At 73.6% G+C, this 15,058-nt stretch carries 13 protein-coding genes; 3 read left to right on the top strand and 10 right to left on the bottom strand.

The window, feature by feature from the left end:
• Positions 1-766 (top strand): ABC transporter ATP-binding protein (locus tag HET64_RS26130; protein ID WP_251145885.1); only part of this gene is annotated, 766 nt, incomplete at its 5' end.
• Between the two features lie 37 nt (positions 767-803).
• On the opposite strand, the gene HET64_RS26125 is transcribed toward HET64_RS26130, so the two are convergent.
• The 3 genes from HET64_RS26125 to HET64_RS26115 form a co-directional block, all read right to left on the bottom strand.
• Positions 804-3,269, bottom strand: a complete 2,466-nt coding sequence (locus HET64_RS26125; protein WP_215109581.1) for a SpoIIE family protein phosphatase — start codon at positions 3,267-3,269, stop codon at positions 804-806.
• A 230-nt stretch (positions 3,270-3,499) separates the two neighbouring features.
• Entirely contained in the window at positions 3,500-4,765 is a 1,266-nt protein-coding gene (locus tag HET64_RS26120) for a glycoside hydrolase family 26 protein (RefSeq protein WP_215109578.1), read from the bottom strand.
• 122 nt (positions 4,766-4,887) lie between these two features.
• Positions 4,888-6,177, bottom strand: a complete 1,290-nt coding sequence (locus HET64_RS26115) for a cytochrome P450 (RefSeq protein ID WP_215109576.1) — start codon at positions 6,175-6,177, stop codon at positions 4,888-4,890.
• A 262-nt stretch (positions 6,178-6,439) separates the two neighbouring features.
• On the opposite strand from HET64_RS26115, the gene HET64_RS26110 reads away from it, so the two are divergent.
• Positions 6,440-6,925, top strand: coding sequence for a tyrosinase cofactor (locus HET64_RS26110; protein ID WP_215109574.1), 486 nt, complete (start codon positions 6,440-6,442; stop codon positions 6,923-6,925).
• 19 nt (positions 6,926-6,944) lie between these two features.
• A complete protein-coding gene (locus tag HET64_RS26105) occupies positions 6,945-7,808 on the top strand; it encodes a tyrosinase family protein (protein ID WP_215109572.1) in 864 nt (287 codons plus the stop codon).
• A 68-nt stretch (positions 7,809-7,876) separates the two neighbouring features.
• Here HET64_RS26105 and HET64_RS26100 read toward each other — a convergent pair whose 3' ends face one another.
• The 7 genes from HET64_RS26100 to HET64_RS26070 form a co-directional block, all read right to left on the bottom strand.
• Entirely contained in the window at positions 7,877-8,158 is a 282-nt protein-coding gene (locus tag HET64_RS26100) for a chaplin (protein WP_073742317.1), read from the bottom strand.
• Between the two features lie 140 nt (positions 8,159-8,298).
• Positions 8,299-9,447, bottom strand: a complete 1,149-nt coding sequence (locus HET64_RS26095; protein WP_215109570.1) for a GNAT family N-acetyltransferase — start codon at positions 9,445-9,447, stop codon at positions 8,299-8,301.
• Positions 9,444-10,121 carry a lipopolysaccharide biosynthesis protein gene (locus HET64_RS26090; RefSeq protein WP_215109568.1) on the bottom strand — a complete coding sequence of 226 codons (678 nt, stop codon included), beginning with the start codon at positions 10,119-10,121 and terminating at the stop codon, positions 9,444-9,446. Before HET64_RS26090 ends, HET64_RS26095 begins: the two co-directional genes overlap by 4 nt.
• The gene (locus tag HET64_RS26085) at positions 10,118-11,254 is read right to left on the bottom strand and encodes a glycosyltransferase (RefSeq protein ID WP_215109566.1); all 1,137 of its coding nucleotides are present in this window, start codon (positions 11,252-11,254) and stop codon (positions 10,118-10,120) included. The genes HET64_RS26090 and HET64_RS26085 overlap by 4 nt, the downstream gene beginning before the upstream one ends.
• Positions 11,251-12,063, bottom strand: coding sequence for a polysaccharide deacetylase family protein (locus HET64_RS26080; RefSeq protein ID WP_215109565.1), 813 nt, complete (start codon positions 12,061-12,063; stop codon positions 11,251-11,253). The genes HET64_RS26085 and HET64_RS26080 overlap by 4 nt, the downstream gene beginning before the upstream one ends.
• Positions 12,053-13,768 carry a murein biosynthesis integral membrane protein MurJ gene (gene murJ / locus HET64_RS26075; protein WP_215109563.1) on the bottom strand — a complete coding sequence of 572 codons (1,716 nt, stop codon included), beginning with the start codon at positions 13,766-13,768 and terminating at the stop codon, positions 12,053-12,055. The genes HET64_RS26080 and murJ overlap by 11 nt, the downstream gene beginning before the upstream one ends.
• On the bottom strand, positions 13,765-15,058 hold a 1,294-nt coding region (locus tag HET64_RS26070; RefSeq protein ID WP_251145884.1), incomplete at its 5' end, for an O-antigen ligase. The genes HET64_RS26070 and murJ, both read right to left, overlap by 4 nt.

Genomic DNA, 15,058 nt, shown 5'->3' with positions numbered 1-15,058 from the left:
CCCCCGCCCCGTACCGCCGGGACCGCTCGGCCTGCGACTGCGCGGAGTCCGGTTCGGCTACGGGGGGGAGGCCGTGCTGGACGGCCTCGACCTGACCGTCCGGCCGGGCGAGACCGTGGCCCTCGTAGGAGCGTCCGGTGCGGGCAAGTCGACCTGCGCCCACCTCCTGGCGCGCTACTGGGACCCCGAGGGCGGCGTCGTGGAGCTGGTGCCCCCCGGCCCGGCCGACCCGGTGGACCTGCGGGACCTCACCGAGGAGGACCTGCGCGCCGCCGTTTCCGTGGTGGGGCAGGAAGCCCCGCTCTTCCACGGCACCCTCGCCGAGAACCTCCGCCTGGGCCGTCCGGACGCCACGGCGGACGAACTGGGCACGGTGACCCGGATCTGCGGCATCGCCCCCGTCGCCGACGCCCTGCCCGACGGGCTGGACACCGCCGTGGGCGAGCGGGGCGCGACCCTGTCCGGCGGCCAGCGCGCCCGGGTGGCCCTGGCCCGGGGGCTGCTGAGCGGCCCGCGCGTACTCGTCCTGGACGAGACGACGGCCCACCTGGACCACCGGGGCGACGCGGAACTGTCCCGGGCGCTCGCGGCCGACTCCGCCACCCGGACGACCCTGGTGATCGCCCACCGCCCGGCGACGGTCCGCAGGGCCGACCGGATCGCGGTCCTGGACGGCGGGCGCATCGTCGAGGAGGGCACCTGGGACGAGCTGATCCGGGCGGGCGGCCCGCTCACCCGCCTCTTCGCCCGCGAGCAGAGTCCTTGAGGAGAGCCATCAGGGGGCGTCCCGCGGATCGGCAGGATCAGGGAAGGGGCTGCTCCGCCCAGATGATCTTCCCCCGGGGGGTGTAGCGCGTGCCCCACCGATGGGCGAGCTGGGCGACCAGGAACAGCCCGCGCCCGCCCTCGTCCGTCGTCCTGGCGTGCCGCAGCCGCGGCGAGGTGTTGCTGGCGTCGGACACCTCGCAGGTCAGCGACGACTGGAACAGCAGCCGCAGCCGCACCGGCCCCGCGCCGTACCGGATCGCGTTGGTCACCAGCTCGCTGACGATCAGCTCCGTCGTCATCGACAGTTCCGCGAGCCCCCAAGCCTCCAGCCGGCGGGAGACCTTGGCCCTGGTCTCGCCCACCGCCGCGGGGTCCACGGGCACGTCCCACGAAACCAGGTGCTCGGGGCTCAGACGATGCGTCCGGGCGAGGAGCAGCGCGATGTCGTCCGGCTGCGGGACGGGCAGCAGCTCCTTGACCACCGCCGGACACAGGTCCTCCAGCGGCATTCCGTCCCGGGACACCGCCCGGCCAAGACGGTCCATTCCGCGTTCGAGGTCCCTGTCGGCCCCTTCGATGAGCCCGTCGGTGTAGAGGCCGATGAGGCTCCCTTCGGGCAGCTCGATCTCCAGGGCCTCGAAGGGCAGCCCGCCCAGTCCGAGGGGCGGCCCGGCGGGCAGGTCCGGGAAGCTGACCGCGTTGTCCGGCGTGACGATCACCGGCGGCGGATGACCGGCCCGTGCCATCGTGCAGCAGCCGTTCGCCGGGTCGTAGACGGCGTACAGGCAGGTGGCCCCCACCACCGTCGTCCCGCCCCGCTCCTCCGGTCCCCCCGCGCGCTCCTCCTCGCTGAGCCGCAGTACGAGATCGTCCAGCCGTGCCAGCAGCTCGTCCGGGGGAAGATCCATGTCGGCCAGCGTCTGTACGGCGGTGCGCAGCCGGCCCATGGTCGCCGCGGCCCCGATGCCGTGCCCGACGACATCGCCGATGACCAGGCCGACCCGGGCCCCGGACAGCGGGATCACGTCGAACCAGTCACCGCCCACCCCGTCCTTCGCGTCCGCCGGAAGGTACGACGACGCCACGTCCAGCGCCGTCCCGCCGCGCAGCGTGTGCGGCAGCAGGCTCCGCTGGAGCACCAGTGCCGCGGTGTGCTCCCGGGTATAGCGGCGGGCGTTGTCCACACACACGGCCGCACGCGCCACCAGCTCCCGGGCAGGCGCCACATCGTCCTCGTCGAACGGCACCGGATTCTGCGACCGCATGAAGGTGGTCAGCCCCAGCACGGTGTCGCGCGCCCGCATCGGCACGGAGATCAACGAGTGCAGCCCGAACTCCCGGAGCCGGGCCGCCCGCGCGGGCTGCTCCACCGTCCACCCGTGGCTGTCCGGGTCGAGCGCCGGGAGCAGAACCGGGTCGCCGTCGAGGAGGAAGCGCGCGTCGTGCGGCGGCGGCACGAAGTCGAGCGCCTCCCCGACCCGTACGACCGCCTCCGGACAGCCCTCCCGCACCGAGCTCATGCCCGCCCGGCGCATGGCGGGCCGCTCGCCCTCGGCCGGCGCCACCGTCCCCGGCCGGTCTCCGCCGAACGGGTTCTCCAGCAGGTCGACGAAGACGAAGTCCGCGAACCGGGGCACCGCGAAGTCGGCGAGTTCCTGCGCCGTACGCTGTACGTCCAGGGTGGAGCCGATACTCGCTCCGGCCTCGTTCACCAGCGCGAGCAGCCGGCGCGCGTTCCACCGGTCGGTGACGTCGAGGACCATGTAGCCGACGCCGATCCGCCGGTCGCGGGCGTCGGCCAGCGGGAAGAACGAGCTCGCGTACGCCCGTCGGCGGTGCGGATCGGCCCAGCTCCAGCCCAGGTACTCGTAGTCCGTGATCGCCTCACCGGTCGACAGGACCTGCCGCATCAGCCGCTCGATGGGCGTCGCCAGTGCTCCGGGCAGCACGTCGCTCGGCCGACGCCCCAGACGCTGCTCCCGGGGCACGCCGCCGAACCGCTCCAGGGTGTCGTTCAGCCAGAGATAGCGCAGCTCGGGGTCGAGCACCGCCATCCCGACCGGCGACCGGGTCAGGAAGTCGTCCAGCACGGACCCGCGCATGGTCCAGTGCGGGGTGAGTTCCCGCCCGGAGACCAGGAAGCCCTCCCGGCCGGCGATCAGGAAGGAGGCGGAGGCCCGTACGTCGATGTCCAGCGACCGGCCGTCCCGGGCGCGCAGGGGCACCAGCCCGCTCCACCCCGAACCGGCCCGGCAACGGGCGGCCACCGCGGCCGTGCGCCGGGCGTCCGGGGGGCCCGTGAGCAGCTGGGAGGCGGACCGGCCGACCACCTCGGCCGCCGGATACCCGAGCAGCGCCTCGGCCCCGCGGGTCCAGCCGATGACCGTGCCGTCCCCGGCGATCACCGCCGCCGCGCCGTCGGTCGTCCGCGCCGGTTCCCGCCCGTCCCCGGAGGGCAGCGGGCCGCGCTCCGCCGGGGAGCCCTCATCGGCGGATGCCATTGCACCTCACCACCCTCTGTAGGTTTCCATGGTCGCGCGTCGCCCCGGACCGCGCCCGGTGCGGAGTCCGGGCGCGGGCTGTCCCTCGTTCGGCGGCGTGACGGAGCGGGCCGGGTCCGCGTTGGTGGTGGTGACAAGCGGTCGCTTGTCCACCTGCCCCCGCGCTGGACCCGTGTGGGTGGACGGCTCCGGCCCCGACAGGAGGGCCGGGGCCGTTTCCACGCCCGGGATCAGTAGCGGAAGCAGATCTCGCGCTCCCGCAGCCACGGGCCCAGCCAGTCGCCGAACGGGACCGACACACACCACTCGCGGGCGGGCGGCGCGCCGCCCCCCGGGTCCGTGGGCGCCGGCGCCACCGGGGACGGCACCACGGACGGCGGGACCGTCGGGGACGGCGCCGGATCCGTCGGAGCGGGATCGGGAGTGGGCGTCGGCGTAGGGGTAGGGGTAGGGGTAGGCGTCGGGCTGGGCGCGGGTGCGGCCGGTGCGGCCATCTCGGTCAGCATCGTCCGGAACACCTTCGAGGACCGCGGATTGCTCTTGCACTGCCAGACGCCGTGCGGGCAGTAGTCCGTGACCGTCTGGTAGAGCGGCTTGTGCCGGTCGATCCACTCCAGCATCCGCCTCATGTACTCGGGGTTGTCGCCGTTGCGGAAGAGCCCCCACTCCGGGAACGAGATGGGCTTGCCGTGCTCCGCGGCGAAGTCGACGTGCTTCTGGAGCCCGTACGGGTCGGTGATCTGGTCGTCGAAGGTCTCGCCGGGCGGCTGGTCGTAGGAGTCCATCCCGATGATGTCGACGACGTCGTCGCCCGGGTAGCACTCGGTCCACGGCACCGCGTCCCGCCCCCGGCTCGGCGTGAAGTCGAAGCGGAAGTCCTGACCGGGCACCGCGCGCATCGCCGTGACGATCCGCTCCCAGTACGCCTTCCAGGACGCGGGATCGGGTCCGCACCGATGGGTGTACGTGGTGCCGTTCATCTCCCAGCCGAGCACGATCACGGTGTCCGGAACGCCCAGCTCCACCAGCCGCTCCGCGAGCCGGGTGAAGTGCTGGTCGTACTCCCCGGCCGCGCCCGCCCGCAGCAGGGTGCGGACCTCGTCGTCCGGGACCCGCTCCTCGTTGCGCTCCAGCATCGGCACGTTCAGGACGAACATCCGTTCCGGGTCCGCCTGTCTCCAGTCCGCCCAGGCGTCGAGGAAATCGGGCGTCCCCTCGATGTTCACCCACAGATCGCCCGGCAGGTACGTGTGCCCCACCCGCAGCTCCGCCCCGCCGAGCCAGCGCGACAGCTCGGCCATCCTGCTGACCCCGGCGGGCCCGTAGTCCAGATACGCGCCGTGCGCCGTGCCGCTCGCCGCCCCCGGCGCCCCGGGCGCGGCACCGTCGACGGAATCGGTGCCCGGCGGCGACTGGCCCGCGATGCCGCCACCAGCCAGGAGGCTGAGAGCAGCCGCCGCGATGCACGAAACGATGAGACGGCGCTTAGCCGGCATAACTCCTCCTGGCTGCGGTGAATTCCGGCCGGTTCGGCCTGATAGGGAGAGAGTCGCATCATCGTGCACCAGGGGCACGCGCAGGAGTCCATTTATCGTATTCGGCGTTGCGGACGTGCCGTTCAGGTGAATGTGGGGCCGAACGTGAAGGGCAGCGATCCGACGCGGTTGTCGAAATTCGAGTCGACCAGGTCCGGATCCCCCAGATTGCGCATGACGGGACGACGGGCGATCAGTTCCCGGAAGAGGGCCGTCATTTCGACCCGCGCCAGATGCGCTCCCAGGCAGTGGTGCGGGCCCCCGCCGCCGTATCCCAGATGGGGATTGGGCGACCGGGTGATGTCGAAGCGATCCGGATGGGTGAAAACCTTCTCGTCACGATTGGCCGACGCGTAGATGAGAGCGACTTTATCCCCCGGGAGAAACGTACGGCCGCCCAGTGCGCATTCCTCGGCGACCGTCCTGCGGAACTGGATGATCGGCGTCGAATGCCGCACGATCTCGTCGACGGCGCCGCCGATGTACCGGTCGAAGTCGGACCGCAGCAGCTCCCGCTGCTCCGGATGCCGGTCGAGCAGGAACAGCCCGTGCGCGATGGCGTTGCGCGTCGTCTCCACCCCCGCCACCAGCAGCAGTGAGAAGAAGGCCCCGAGCTGCCGCCCGGACAGCGCCTCGCCGTCGATGTCCGCGCTGACGAGCGCCGAGACGAGGTCGTCCTCGGGGTGACGGCGCCGTTCCCGGGCGAGCCGCCCCATGACGAACTGCATCCGGGCCAGCGACGCCAGCCCACGGCCGGGAATCCGCAGCCGGGCCCGGCCCCGGCGCTCGACGCCGACGTGCTCCGAGGCGTGGTCGATCTGCTCCGCGATCCGCGCCCGGTACGCCTCCGGGATGCCCATCAGGTCGCAGATCACCTCCAGCGGCAGCCGCGAGGCCGCCGACGGCATGAAGTCCCGGGGGCGCTCGGCGATCAGCTCGTCCACCAGCCGCCCGGCGAGCCGGCCGACGTTCTCCTCGACGTCCGCCAGCAGCCGGGGGGTGAACCGCCGCGAGATGATCCGGCGCAGCGCCGCGTGCTCGGGCCCGTCCATGTTGACCATCGAGTTCCCGAACAGCGCCTTCGCCCAGCCGGCCGGCTCCGGGGTGGTGACCCCCGGAGCGCTCGCGAACACCTGGGGCGCCCGGCTCGCGGTCCGCACGTCCGCATGGCGCACCAAGGCGTGGAACGGCTTCCCCGCGGTGCGCGCGGCACCGGCCCGCGGAGTGAACAGGACCGGCGCGTCCAGCTCCCGCAGCAGGGCGAAGGCCCTGAGCCTCACGGGGCGGGGCAGCCGCCAGAAGGCCGGGTCGGCCAGATCGACGTCCGCCGCGCGCAGTACACGGTCCTCGGACAACTGGTACGGAACGGTCATGCCCATCACCTCCACGGTTCGCCAGGCCATGGTCCGGCCCGCCGGCCGCGAGGAGCCCCATCGACGCGGCCCGTCGCTCCCGATGAGCGCGCATGCTCACGCGTTTGACGGAACGGAGCCGGCATCTGTGCGCCGTACGCCGCACGCACGAGAACTGTTTCGCCACCGCCTCGTTGTCAACATCGCCATCAGAAGCACCTCGGACGAGTGAGCGAGTCAACGAGTCGACGAGGCGAGTCAACGAGAGGCAGGTAGTCATCTCATGAGCCCCACCCCCGCGAAACCGGGCGGCACCCGCGTTCCCTCCCGCCGGATCGTCCTGCGCGGAGCCTTCACCGCCGCAGTGGTCACAGGCACCGCGGGCGCCCTGCTCCCGCTGTTCGACCGTGAGCGGGCCGCCGCGGCCCGGCCCGCACCCCGGGTGCCCGCGTCCGGCCCCGGGTCCCGCCCCGTACCCACGACGGACGAGTTCGCCGAGATGTACCGGGGCCGGGAGATCCGGGCGACGGCGACCGCCGTCGTCCCCGCCGGCGCCACCGACGACGACCGGGTCGCGATCGCCGCCGAACCGGGCGCCGAGATCAGCATCGACGGCAGGCCCCTGCACGTCATGAGGCGGTCGGACGGCACCTATCTGAGCGACGTCCGGCACTACGAGTCGTACCCGACGCTGCTGGAGACGGCCCGTGCCGCCGTCGACGAGCTCGGAGCCGCCCAACTCGCGCACCCCGCCGCGCACCGCATGTGAACCAGGAGGACCAGCACCGGTGTACACCCGCAAGAACCAGCGCGACCTCACGCGCACCGAGAAGCGCCGGCTCGTCGACGCGATCCTGAAACTGAAGCGCTCGGGCCGCTACGACGACTTCGTCGTCATGCACCGGGAGTACTACGTCATGGACACCGAGCGGCGGCCGCGCCCGGCACACATGACGTCCTCGTTCTTCCCCTGGCACCGCCAGTACCTGCTGGAGTTCGAGAAGGCGCTCCGGGGCGTCGACGCGGGCGTCAGCGTCCCGTACTGGGACTGGACCCACGACAACAAGCCGACCTCGTCGCTCTGGGCGGAGGACTTCCTCGGCGGCAACGGCAGGACCGGTGACCGTCAGGTCACCACCGGGGCGTTCGCCTACGGCGCGGGCAACTGGAGCGTCGGCAGGGGCGTCACCGACGAGCACTACCTCACCCGCAACTTCGGCAGACCGGGCCGCGACCCGGTCTCCCTCCCCACCGGGAACGACCTGGCGCGGGCGCTCAAGGACCCCGTCTACGACACCGAGCCCTGGAACAGCGTCTGCGCCGAGGGCTTCCGCAACCGCATCGAGGGCTGGGGGATCCGGGACGTGCGCGGGGTGGGCCTCCACAACCAGGTCCACCAGTGGGTCGGCGGCCCGATGGCGGGCGCGGCCTCCCCCGAGGACCCGGTGTTCTGGCTCCACCACTCCTTCATCGACCTCCTGTGGGACCGGTGGCGCAAGGCCCACCCGAAGTCCGCCTACCTGCCGGGCCGCAAGCCCGCCTCGCCCGGCCCGGACCGCGACTACGTCTTCGGCCTCGACGACGCGATGCCCCCCTGGGGCGTGACCCCGAGGAAGCTCCTCGACCACGGCAAGCTCTACCGCTACGCCTGAGCCCGGACGGCGGAACGCCCGGCCCCCTCCGCGAGGAGGGGACCGGGCGTTCCGGAAACACGGGGAGATCAGCGGCCGTAGCCGTAGCCGCCCTTGTCGTGGTGACCCGCGTCCGCGTTGACGCAGGTGTTGCCGAAGGCCGGGTTCAGCAGGCCGATCACGTTGATCGTGTTGCCGCAGAGGTTCACCGGCACGTGCACGGGGACCTGGACGGCGTTGCCCGAAAGGACGCCGGGGGAGGCCGCGGCGAGGCCCTGCGCGCCCGCGTCCGCGGACGCCATGCCGGCGCCGCCGGCGATCAGGGCGCCGGTGCCGGCCATGACTGCGGCGACCTTCGTCATACGAGACATTCGGAACTCCTAGAACAGATAGGGGGTGTGCTGCGGACGCGAGGCCCGCACCCCCTGACAACGCGGGAGAGGCCGGACGGTAACGGATCGGCTCATAGGTGATATCTCCGACGACCCTGTCAGGCGTACGCCCCGCGGCGTCAGCGCCCGATCACCGGCAGCCCCGTCAACCGCTCGTGCCAGTCCCGCGCCGCCGGGAACCGGGCCTTCACCGTCTCCACCGCCCGCTCCCGTACGGCCACCTGCGACTCGCGCAGCCGCAGGAGCGGCTCCAGGCCCGGCCGCGCCAGCAGCAGCCGCTGGTTGACCACCGGCACCGGCCCCCAGTGGTTCTTGTAGCTCTCCGCACCGCGCAGCAGGCTCAGCACCGCGCGCCCGCCGTCCGAGGCCTGCTGGGCGACCTCGCGCAGCAGCATCGTCGACACATCGACCTTCTGTTCGCGCAGCGCCGGATCCGCACCGTACAGATAGCCGCCCGTCAGCTGCCCGGACTGCAACGACAGGTTGGACGCCACCACCTCGCCGTTCAGCCGGAACTCGGTCATGGCCGCCGTACCGTCCCCCACCATCCGTCCCACCGACCGGATCAGATGGTCCGAGAACCGCGCCCGGAGATGCTCGGGGTTGACCGCCCGGCCCTCCCACTGCCGCTCGTGCAGCCGCAGCAGCGTGCCGATCGCGGCGGGCACCCCGTCCCGCGGGATCCGGTGCGCCTCGATGCCCAGGGCGTCGACCTTGCGCAGCTTGGAGCGCAGCCGCTGGCCCCGCGAGCCCGTCAGCCGCGCCACGGTGTCGCCCAGCGGCTCGGCCGGCAGTTCCATGCACGTCGAGTCGGTGAGCCGGCTCCGGGCCCCGGCCCACCGCCCGAACAGCAACTGCGCCGACGCGTCGGGCCTGACCTCCCGCAGGTCCACCACGGTGTGCCGGGCCGCCCGGTCCAGACCGCGACCCAGCGCCCCCACCGCGTAGCCGGCCTCCTCCTCGTCCAGCAGGATGTCGAAGAAGTCGGAGATAGCCCCGCCCATCGGGACGAGCAGCGGCATCGGACGGTGCACCAGCATCAGCGGCGCCGCCCCGATCAGCCGCCCCGCCCGACGGACCAGCAGCACCCGCAGCCGGCCCTCCTGACCGTAGGAGATCCACCACGAGTGCAGCCAGGCATGGCTCTGGAACGGGGTCGCGGTGGCGCAGCGGCGGTGCAGCGCCTCCCACTCCCCGGCGAGAGCGCCGAACTCCCCGAAGTCCCGGCACAGGGTCACGACGAGGCCGCCCGCCCGGCGCCCCGTCATCGGACGAGCTCCCGGTCGTCCTGGGCGACGTTGCCGCTCCCGGCCGTCGGACCGGGAACCTGCGCCGAGACGCGCAGGCCGGCCCGGCGCGGCCGGACCAGCAGCACGAGGCCGCCCAGCAGCCCGCCCGTCGCGGCCCCCACGGCGGCGCCCAGCGGCACGGACGGCGAGACCGCCTGGTCCGGCGTCATCGCATGGGTGAACTTGATCAGCTTCACCCCGGTGTCCTTGGAGACATGGCCGCTGCTCACGATGACGGCCTCGATGACCGCGTTGGCGATGTCGGCCGCCTTGTGCCGGTCCTCGGACGTGCCCGTCACCGAGATCATCGGCGAGTCGGGAGAGGTCTCCGAACGGACGTGGGACCGCAGCTCGCGCACCGGCTCGCCGGCCGCGCCCTGGGCGTACGAGAGCGTCGCGTCGCTCGTCGTGAGCCGCCCGTACGACTGGGCGTACCCCAGGGCCGCCGAGGGGTCCGTCTCGGCCTCGGCGACCGCCATCGCATAGCTGGTGGCCTCGTACCGGTCCGCGGCGAGCGCACTGTACGAGAGCCCGGACGCGGTGCCGATCAGCACGGAGACGGGCAGCGGCCACCAGTGCGGCAGCCGGGCGAGGGCGGTGCGCAGCCGACGGACGACGACATGTCGACGCTGCTGCTCGGGTGAGTCGGTCATGAAAGGGCTCTCCGGTTCGGTGGGGCGGTGTCGAGGGCGTACGCGTACACGTCCATCAGACGCTCGCTGCTGCGCCTGATGTCGTAATGGCCGACGGCCCGGGGCGGCGGCTGCCGGGCGGCTCCGGCCTGTATCCGCTGCCGCAGCCGGGCCGTCAGCTCCTCGGGGCTCCCGGCGATCCGGGTGGCCGCGGGGGCGTGGGCGGCGGGCAGGTCGTCGATGGCCGGGCAGGCGTCGTGGAGCACGGGCAGTCCGGCGGCGAGCGCCTCCACGGCGGCGAGACCGAAGGACTCCTCCCGGGACGTGGAGACGAAGGCGTCCAGGGCGCTCAGCAGCGCCGGAACACCCGGGACCGGGCCGTCCCCGCGCTCGTCGCACTCCCCGAGGAACCGGATCCGGTCCACGGCCCCGAGGCGCAGGGCCAGCGCCCGCAGCGGCCCGGCCTCCGGACCGTCCCCGGCCAGCAGCAGGCGGGCCTCCGGCAGGGCGGCGACCGCGCGGATCAGCACGTCGAACCGCTTGCCCGGCACCAGCCGCCCGACCCCGCCGACGACGAACGCCTCGTCGGGGACGCCCAGTTCCGCCCGTACGGATGCCCGGCGCGCCGCGTCGAAGCGGAACCGGTCCGCGTCGATGCCGTTCGGCACCAGCCGGATCCGGTCGGCCGGCACGCCCCAGTCCCGCAGCCGGCCGGCCACGGTGGAGGAGACGGCGACGGTCGCCGCCCCGAGGCGTTCGGTCGCGAGGTAGAGGGCGCGGATGGACCGGGTGAGCGGGCGGCCCTCGATCTCGGCACGCCCCAGGGAGTGCTCGGTCGCGACGGTGGCCCGGGTCCCGGCGAGCCGGGCCGCGATCCTGCCGTACACACAGGCCCGGTACAGATGCGTGTGGACCACGTCGTAGCGGCCGTCCCGGATCAGCCGCGCCAGTCTCCCGACGGCGACAAGGTCCCGGTTGCCGCGCATCCCGAGGTGGGTCACCCGGATGCCGTCGGACCGCAGCTCCGCGGCCACCGCCCCCGGGTTGGTGAGCGTCACGACGTCGCACTCCACCGGCAGGTGACGCAGCAGCAGCCGCAACTGCCGCTCGGCGCCGCCTACCCCGAGCCCGGTGATGACGTGCAGCGCCCTCACAGCGGGCCGCCCGTCCGCACCGGCCCGGCGACCCGGGTGCCCGTACCGGGCGCCGCCACCTGCCGCAGCCCGTGCCGCAGGTCCTTCGCCCACAGCCGTACCCCCCGGTCCGCCTGGCTGATGTGGGTGCGGGGCAGCGCGAACCGGCTGAGCAGCGGGCCGGGAGCCAGCGCGCACGCGTAGCCGTAGCCCGCCGAGCGCGCGGCCTCGGTGACCCGGCGGTCGAGGATGCCGTACGGGTAGCAGAAGCCCTCCGGGAGCGACCCGGTGAGTTCACCGATCAGCTCCCGGCTGCGGGTGGTCTCCCGGCGCAGCTCCTCGTCCGGAAGGGCTGTCAGGTCCTGGTGGTACAGACCGTGCGAGCCGACCTCCATGCCCGCGGCGGCGACCCGCCGGACGCCGTCGTGGGTGAGCAGCGGTTTGCGCGGGCCGAGCGGATCCCACTCGTTGACGCCGCCCGGCCGGCCCGGGAGGACGAAGACCGTCGCCCGGAAGCCGTGCTCGCGCAGCACCGGCAGTGCCTCGTCGAGGAAGTCCGCGTACCCGTCGTCGAAGGTCAGCCCGACCAGCCCGCGCCGCCCCGCGTCCCCCGCGCGCAGCAGCTCGGACACCCCCACCCCCGTCAGCCGCCTGCTGCGCAGCCAGGACAGCTGCTCGTCGAGGCGGTCGGGGGAGACGGTGATGCCGTACGGATCGTCGCTCGGATCCGTCACCGAGTGGTACGTGAGAATCCACGGCTGACGGCGGGTGTGCGGGCGGAGCCGGGACGAGGGAGCGTCGGCGCAATGTGCCGAGGATTCAGCGGCCATCAAGGAACCTCCGTCGGGTGAGTGCCAGCAGGGAGACGACCTCGGGCGAGCGCAGGGCCAGCCCGGTCAGGAAGAACACGGCGGGAACGAGAAGACACCCGGCGGCCAGACTCAGCACCGGATCGGGGACCAGGGGGGCGCATGCCCAGCCGGCCGTGCCCGCCGCCAGCGACGCCCCGGTGAGCCGGCCGAGCGAGAGGGCCACGGCCCGCGTCCGGATCGGCACCACCCGGGTGCCGAGGCCCATGAGGAGCAGCAGCGCCGTCGTGCTGATCCCGATCGCGTTGGCGGTCGCGATGCCGTCCACGCCGAAGCGGTACGTCAGGGCGTACCCGGCCCCCATCGTGACCAGCAGCCCGGTGCCCATGGCGAACGCCGGGAACCAGGTGGGCCGCCCGGACGAGAAGAACGGCCGGCTCAGCGCGCCGACCAGACAGTGGCCGAGCAGCCCCAGCGCGTACACCCGCATCACCTGGGCGGTGGACGCGGTGTCGGCGGTGTCGAACGCGCCGCGCTGGAAGAGCACCTCGATGATCTGGGGCGCGTAGCCGAGGACGACCGCCGTGCCGAGCAGCACCACCATCCCGGCCAGCGCCAGGTCCCGCTCGACGCGCAGCCGGGCCTTCTCCCGGTCCCCCGCGGCCATGGCCTGCGCGACCACCGGGAAGGTCACCGTGCAGATCATCAGGGACAGCACCATCGGCATCTGCGCGACCTTCTGCGCGTAGTTCAGATGCGAGATCGCGCCCGCCGGGAGGGTCGAGGCCAGGAACCGCTCCACCAGCACCTGGGACTGACGGCTCACCACGAACAGGACCACCGGGGCCAGCACCGCGAAGCCCAGCAGCGGAGCGGTCCGCGCCGCACGCCGACCCCGTCCGAACCTCGGCAGCCGGGGGCGCGCGAGCGGTACCAGCCGCAGGAACACGGGCAGTTGGGTCAGGATCATCAGCACACTGCCGACCGCGACCCCCACCGCCGCCGCCCGTACCCCCCACGCCGCGTGCAGCGCCAGCGTCATCCCGATGATGCCGAGGTTGTACGCGACATAGACCCCGGCGGGCGGCAGGAAGCTGCGGTGCGCGCGGAGCGCGGCGCTGAAGTAGCCGGTGATCCCGAAGGTGAGGACGGTGACCGCGGTCAGCCGCGTGCAGTCCACGGCGAGCCGCGGATCGGCGAGACCCGGGGCCAGAATGCCCACGACCCACGGGGCGCCCGCGATCAGCAGCGCCGCGCCGCCGGAGAGCAGGAGGAACAGCCGGGGGAGCGTGGCCGCCACCAGGTCCCGTACGGGGTCGGAACCGGGAGCTTCCCCGGCCGCCGCCCGCCGGGTCAGGGCGAGGCTGAAGGCGGGGACCAGGAGGAGCGCCATCCCGTCCTCGATCAGCAGCGTCGCCGCCATCTCGGGCACGGTCCAGGCGATCAGGAAGGCGTCACTCGCGTCGCTCGCCCCGAAGTACCGGGCGATGGCCTGGTCCCGCACCAGACCGAGGACGGCCCCCAGCACGGTCAGTACCGCGGTGCCCGCCGCCGCGCGGGCGAGGAAGGCCCCGAGCCGGGGCGGCTCGCCGCCGGCCGTCCCGGGCGCGACGCCGGAGGAGAAGGGCTTTTCGGGTCCTCCCGGGGCCGGGAGCAGCGGCGGGGCTGTCACGTCCGCGGGACGCGCCTCGGCCTCCGTCCCGGTGCCGGTGCCGGTGTCACTCATGCGGCGCCCACCCGGTCCGGCCCGGCCAGCGCCCACCAGGCGGCCAGCCCCAGCACGACCCCGCTCAGGACGGTGGTGGGCCCGCCGATGTCCGCGTACAGGAAGTTGACGCACTGCCAGGTCATCAGGGCCACCGCCGCCAGCCCGCAGTCCACGGCCGCGTGTCCGCGCGAGCGGGCGACGCACAGCCTGCGGACCGCGCCGACCAGGATCGCCGCCCAACTGCCGAGGAGCGCGGTCAGACCGATGAGGCCCTGCTCGCTGAGGACGAGGAGATACATGTTGTGCGGGGAGAGGAGCGCCTGCCGGCGGAACTCCTGGCCCGCCCCGGCCGTGTCGCTGCCGGAGGAGAGCCCGATGGAGGCGTGTCCGTCACGGTGTGCGGGGAAGCCCTTGAGGCCGACCCCGGCGGCCGGCCGCTCCCGCCACATCGCGCCCGCCGCGCTCCACATCGCGTAGCGGTCGCTGACCGACCGGTCCGGGGTGCTGGTCACCCGGGTCACGCTGGCGGCCCGGTCCGCGATCATCTCGGAGCCGATGCCGAACCCGCCGACCAGGACCACCCCGGCCGCGCCCAGCACGGCCAGCGACGTCCAAGCCTGCCGCCGCCCGGTCAGCGCCAGGGTGACGAGGACCGCGGCGACCGTGGCGATCCACACGCCCCGGCTGAACGACAGCGTCAGGGGCACGATCAGCGCGACGGCGAGGACGGCGGCGCAGGGACGCAGCCAGACCGGGGCGTTCCGCGGCGTACGCAGGGCGCAGGCCGCGGCGGCGAGCAGCCCGTAGGCGACGACGGTCGCCATCCCCATGATGTCGCTGGGCCCGAACGTGCCGACCGCCCGGATGTCCTCGCCCATGTAGGAGGCGCCGGTCCCGGTGACGTACTGATGGACGCCCGCGACGCCCTGGACGACCGCCAGGAGGACCAGCGAGCCGGCGACGATCCGGAACCCGTGGGCGTCCCGGAGCAGCAGGTACACGGCGATCGGTACGAGGACGAAGACCTGGAGATGGCGGACCAGCCCCGGCAGGGCCGCCGCCGGGTCCGCCGCGGTGACCGTGGCCACCGCGAAGCCCACGGCGGGCAGGCCCAGGACCAGTGCGGCGGTGGCGCTCAGCGGACGCTGCCGCAGATACAGCAGCCGCCCCACGCACACCAGCACCGCGAGGCCGGAGGCCACGTCGGCCGGGCCGCCCCCACCGGAGGTCCCGGCGGGCAGGGCGGGCAGCAGGACGGTCGCGACCAGCGGCAGCAGCGGCCAACGGCTCCGCCAGCCACCCCACCGG

The organism is Streptomyces sp. McG3 (assembly GCF_018619185.1).
Classification (GTDB): Bacteria; Actinomycetota; Actinomycetes; order Streptomycetales; family Streptomycetaceae; genus Streptomyces.
The sequence above is the reverse complement of the archived record's forward strand: the minus strand, read 5'-3'. Positions and strand labels throughout refer to the sequence as shown.

Excerpts from the sequence above, each read along its gene's own strand:
- HET64_RS26115 (WP_215109576.1), bottom strand. The coding sequence starts at position 6,177 with ATGACCGTTCCGTACCAGTTGTCCGAGGACCGTGTACTGCGCGCGGCG.
- HET64_RS26120 (WP_215109578.1), bottom strand. The coding sequence starts at position 4,765 with ATGCCGGCTAAGCGCCGTCTCATCGTTTCGTGCATCGCGGCGGCTGCT.
- HET64_RS26080 (WP_215109565.1), bottom strand. The coding sequence starts at position 12,063 with ATGGCCGCTGAATCCTCGGCACATTGCGCCGACGCTCCCTCGTCCCGG.
- HET64_RS26100 (WP_073742317.1), bottom strand. The coding sequence starts at position 8,158 with ATGTCTCGTATGACGAAGGTCGCCGCAGTCATGGCCGGCACCGGCGCC.
- HET64_RS26095 (WP_215109570.1), bottom strand. The coding sequence starts at position 9,447 with ATGACGGGGCGCCGGGCGGGCGGCCTCGTCGTGACCCTGTGCCGGGAC.
- HET64_RS26110 (WP_215109574.1), top strand. The coding sequence starts at position 6,440 with ATGAGCCCCACCCCCGCGAAACCGGGCGGCACCCGCGTTCCCTCCCGC.
- murJ (WP_215109563.1), bottom strand. The coding sequence starts at position 13,768 with ATGAGTGACACCGGCACCGGCACCGGGACGGAGGCCGAGGCGCGTCCC.
- HET64_RS26125 (WP_215109581.1), bottom strand. The coding sequence starts at position 3,269 with ATGGCATCCGCCGATGAGGGCTCCCCGGCGGAGCGCGGCCCGCTGCCC.
- HET64_RS26090 (WP_215109568.1), bottom strand. The coding sequence starts at position 10,121 with ATGACCGACTCACCCGAGCAGCAGCGTCGACATGTCGTCGTCCGTCGG.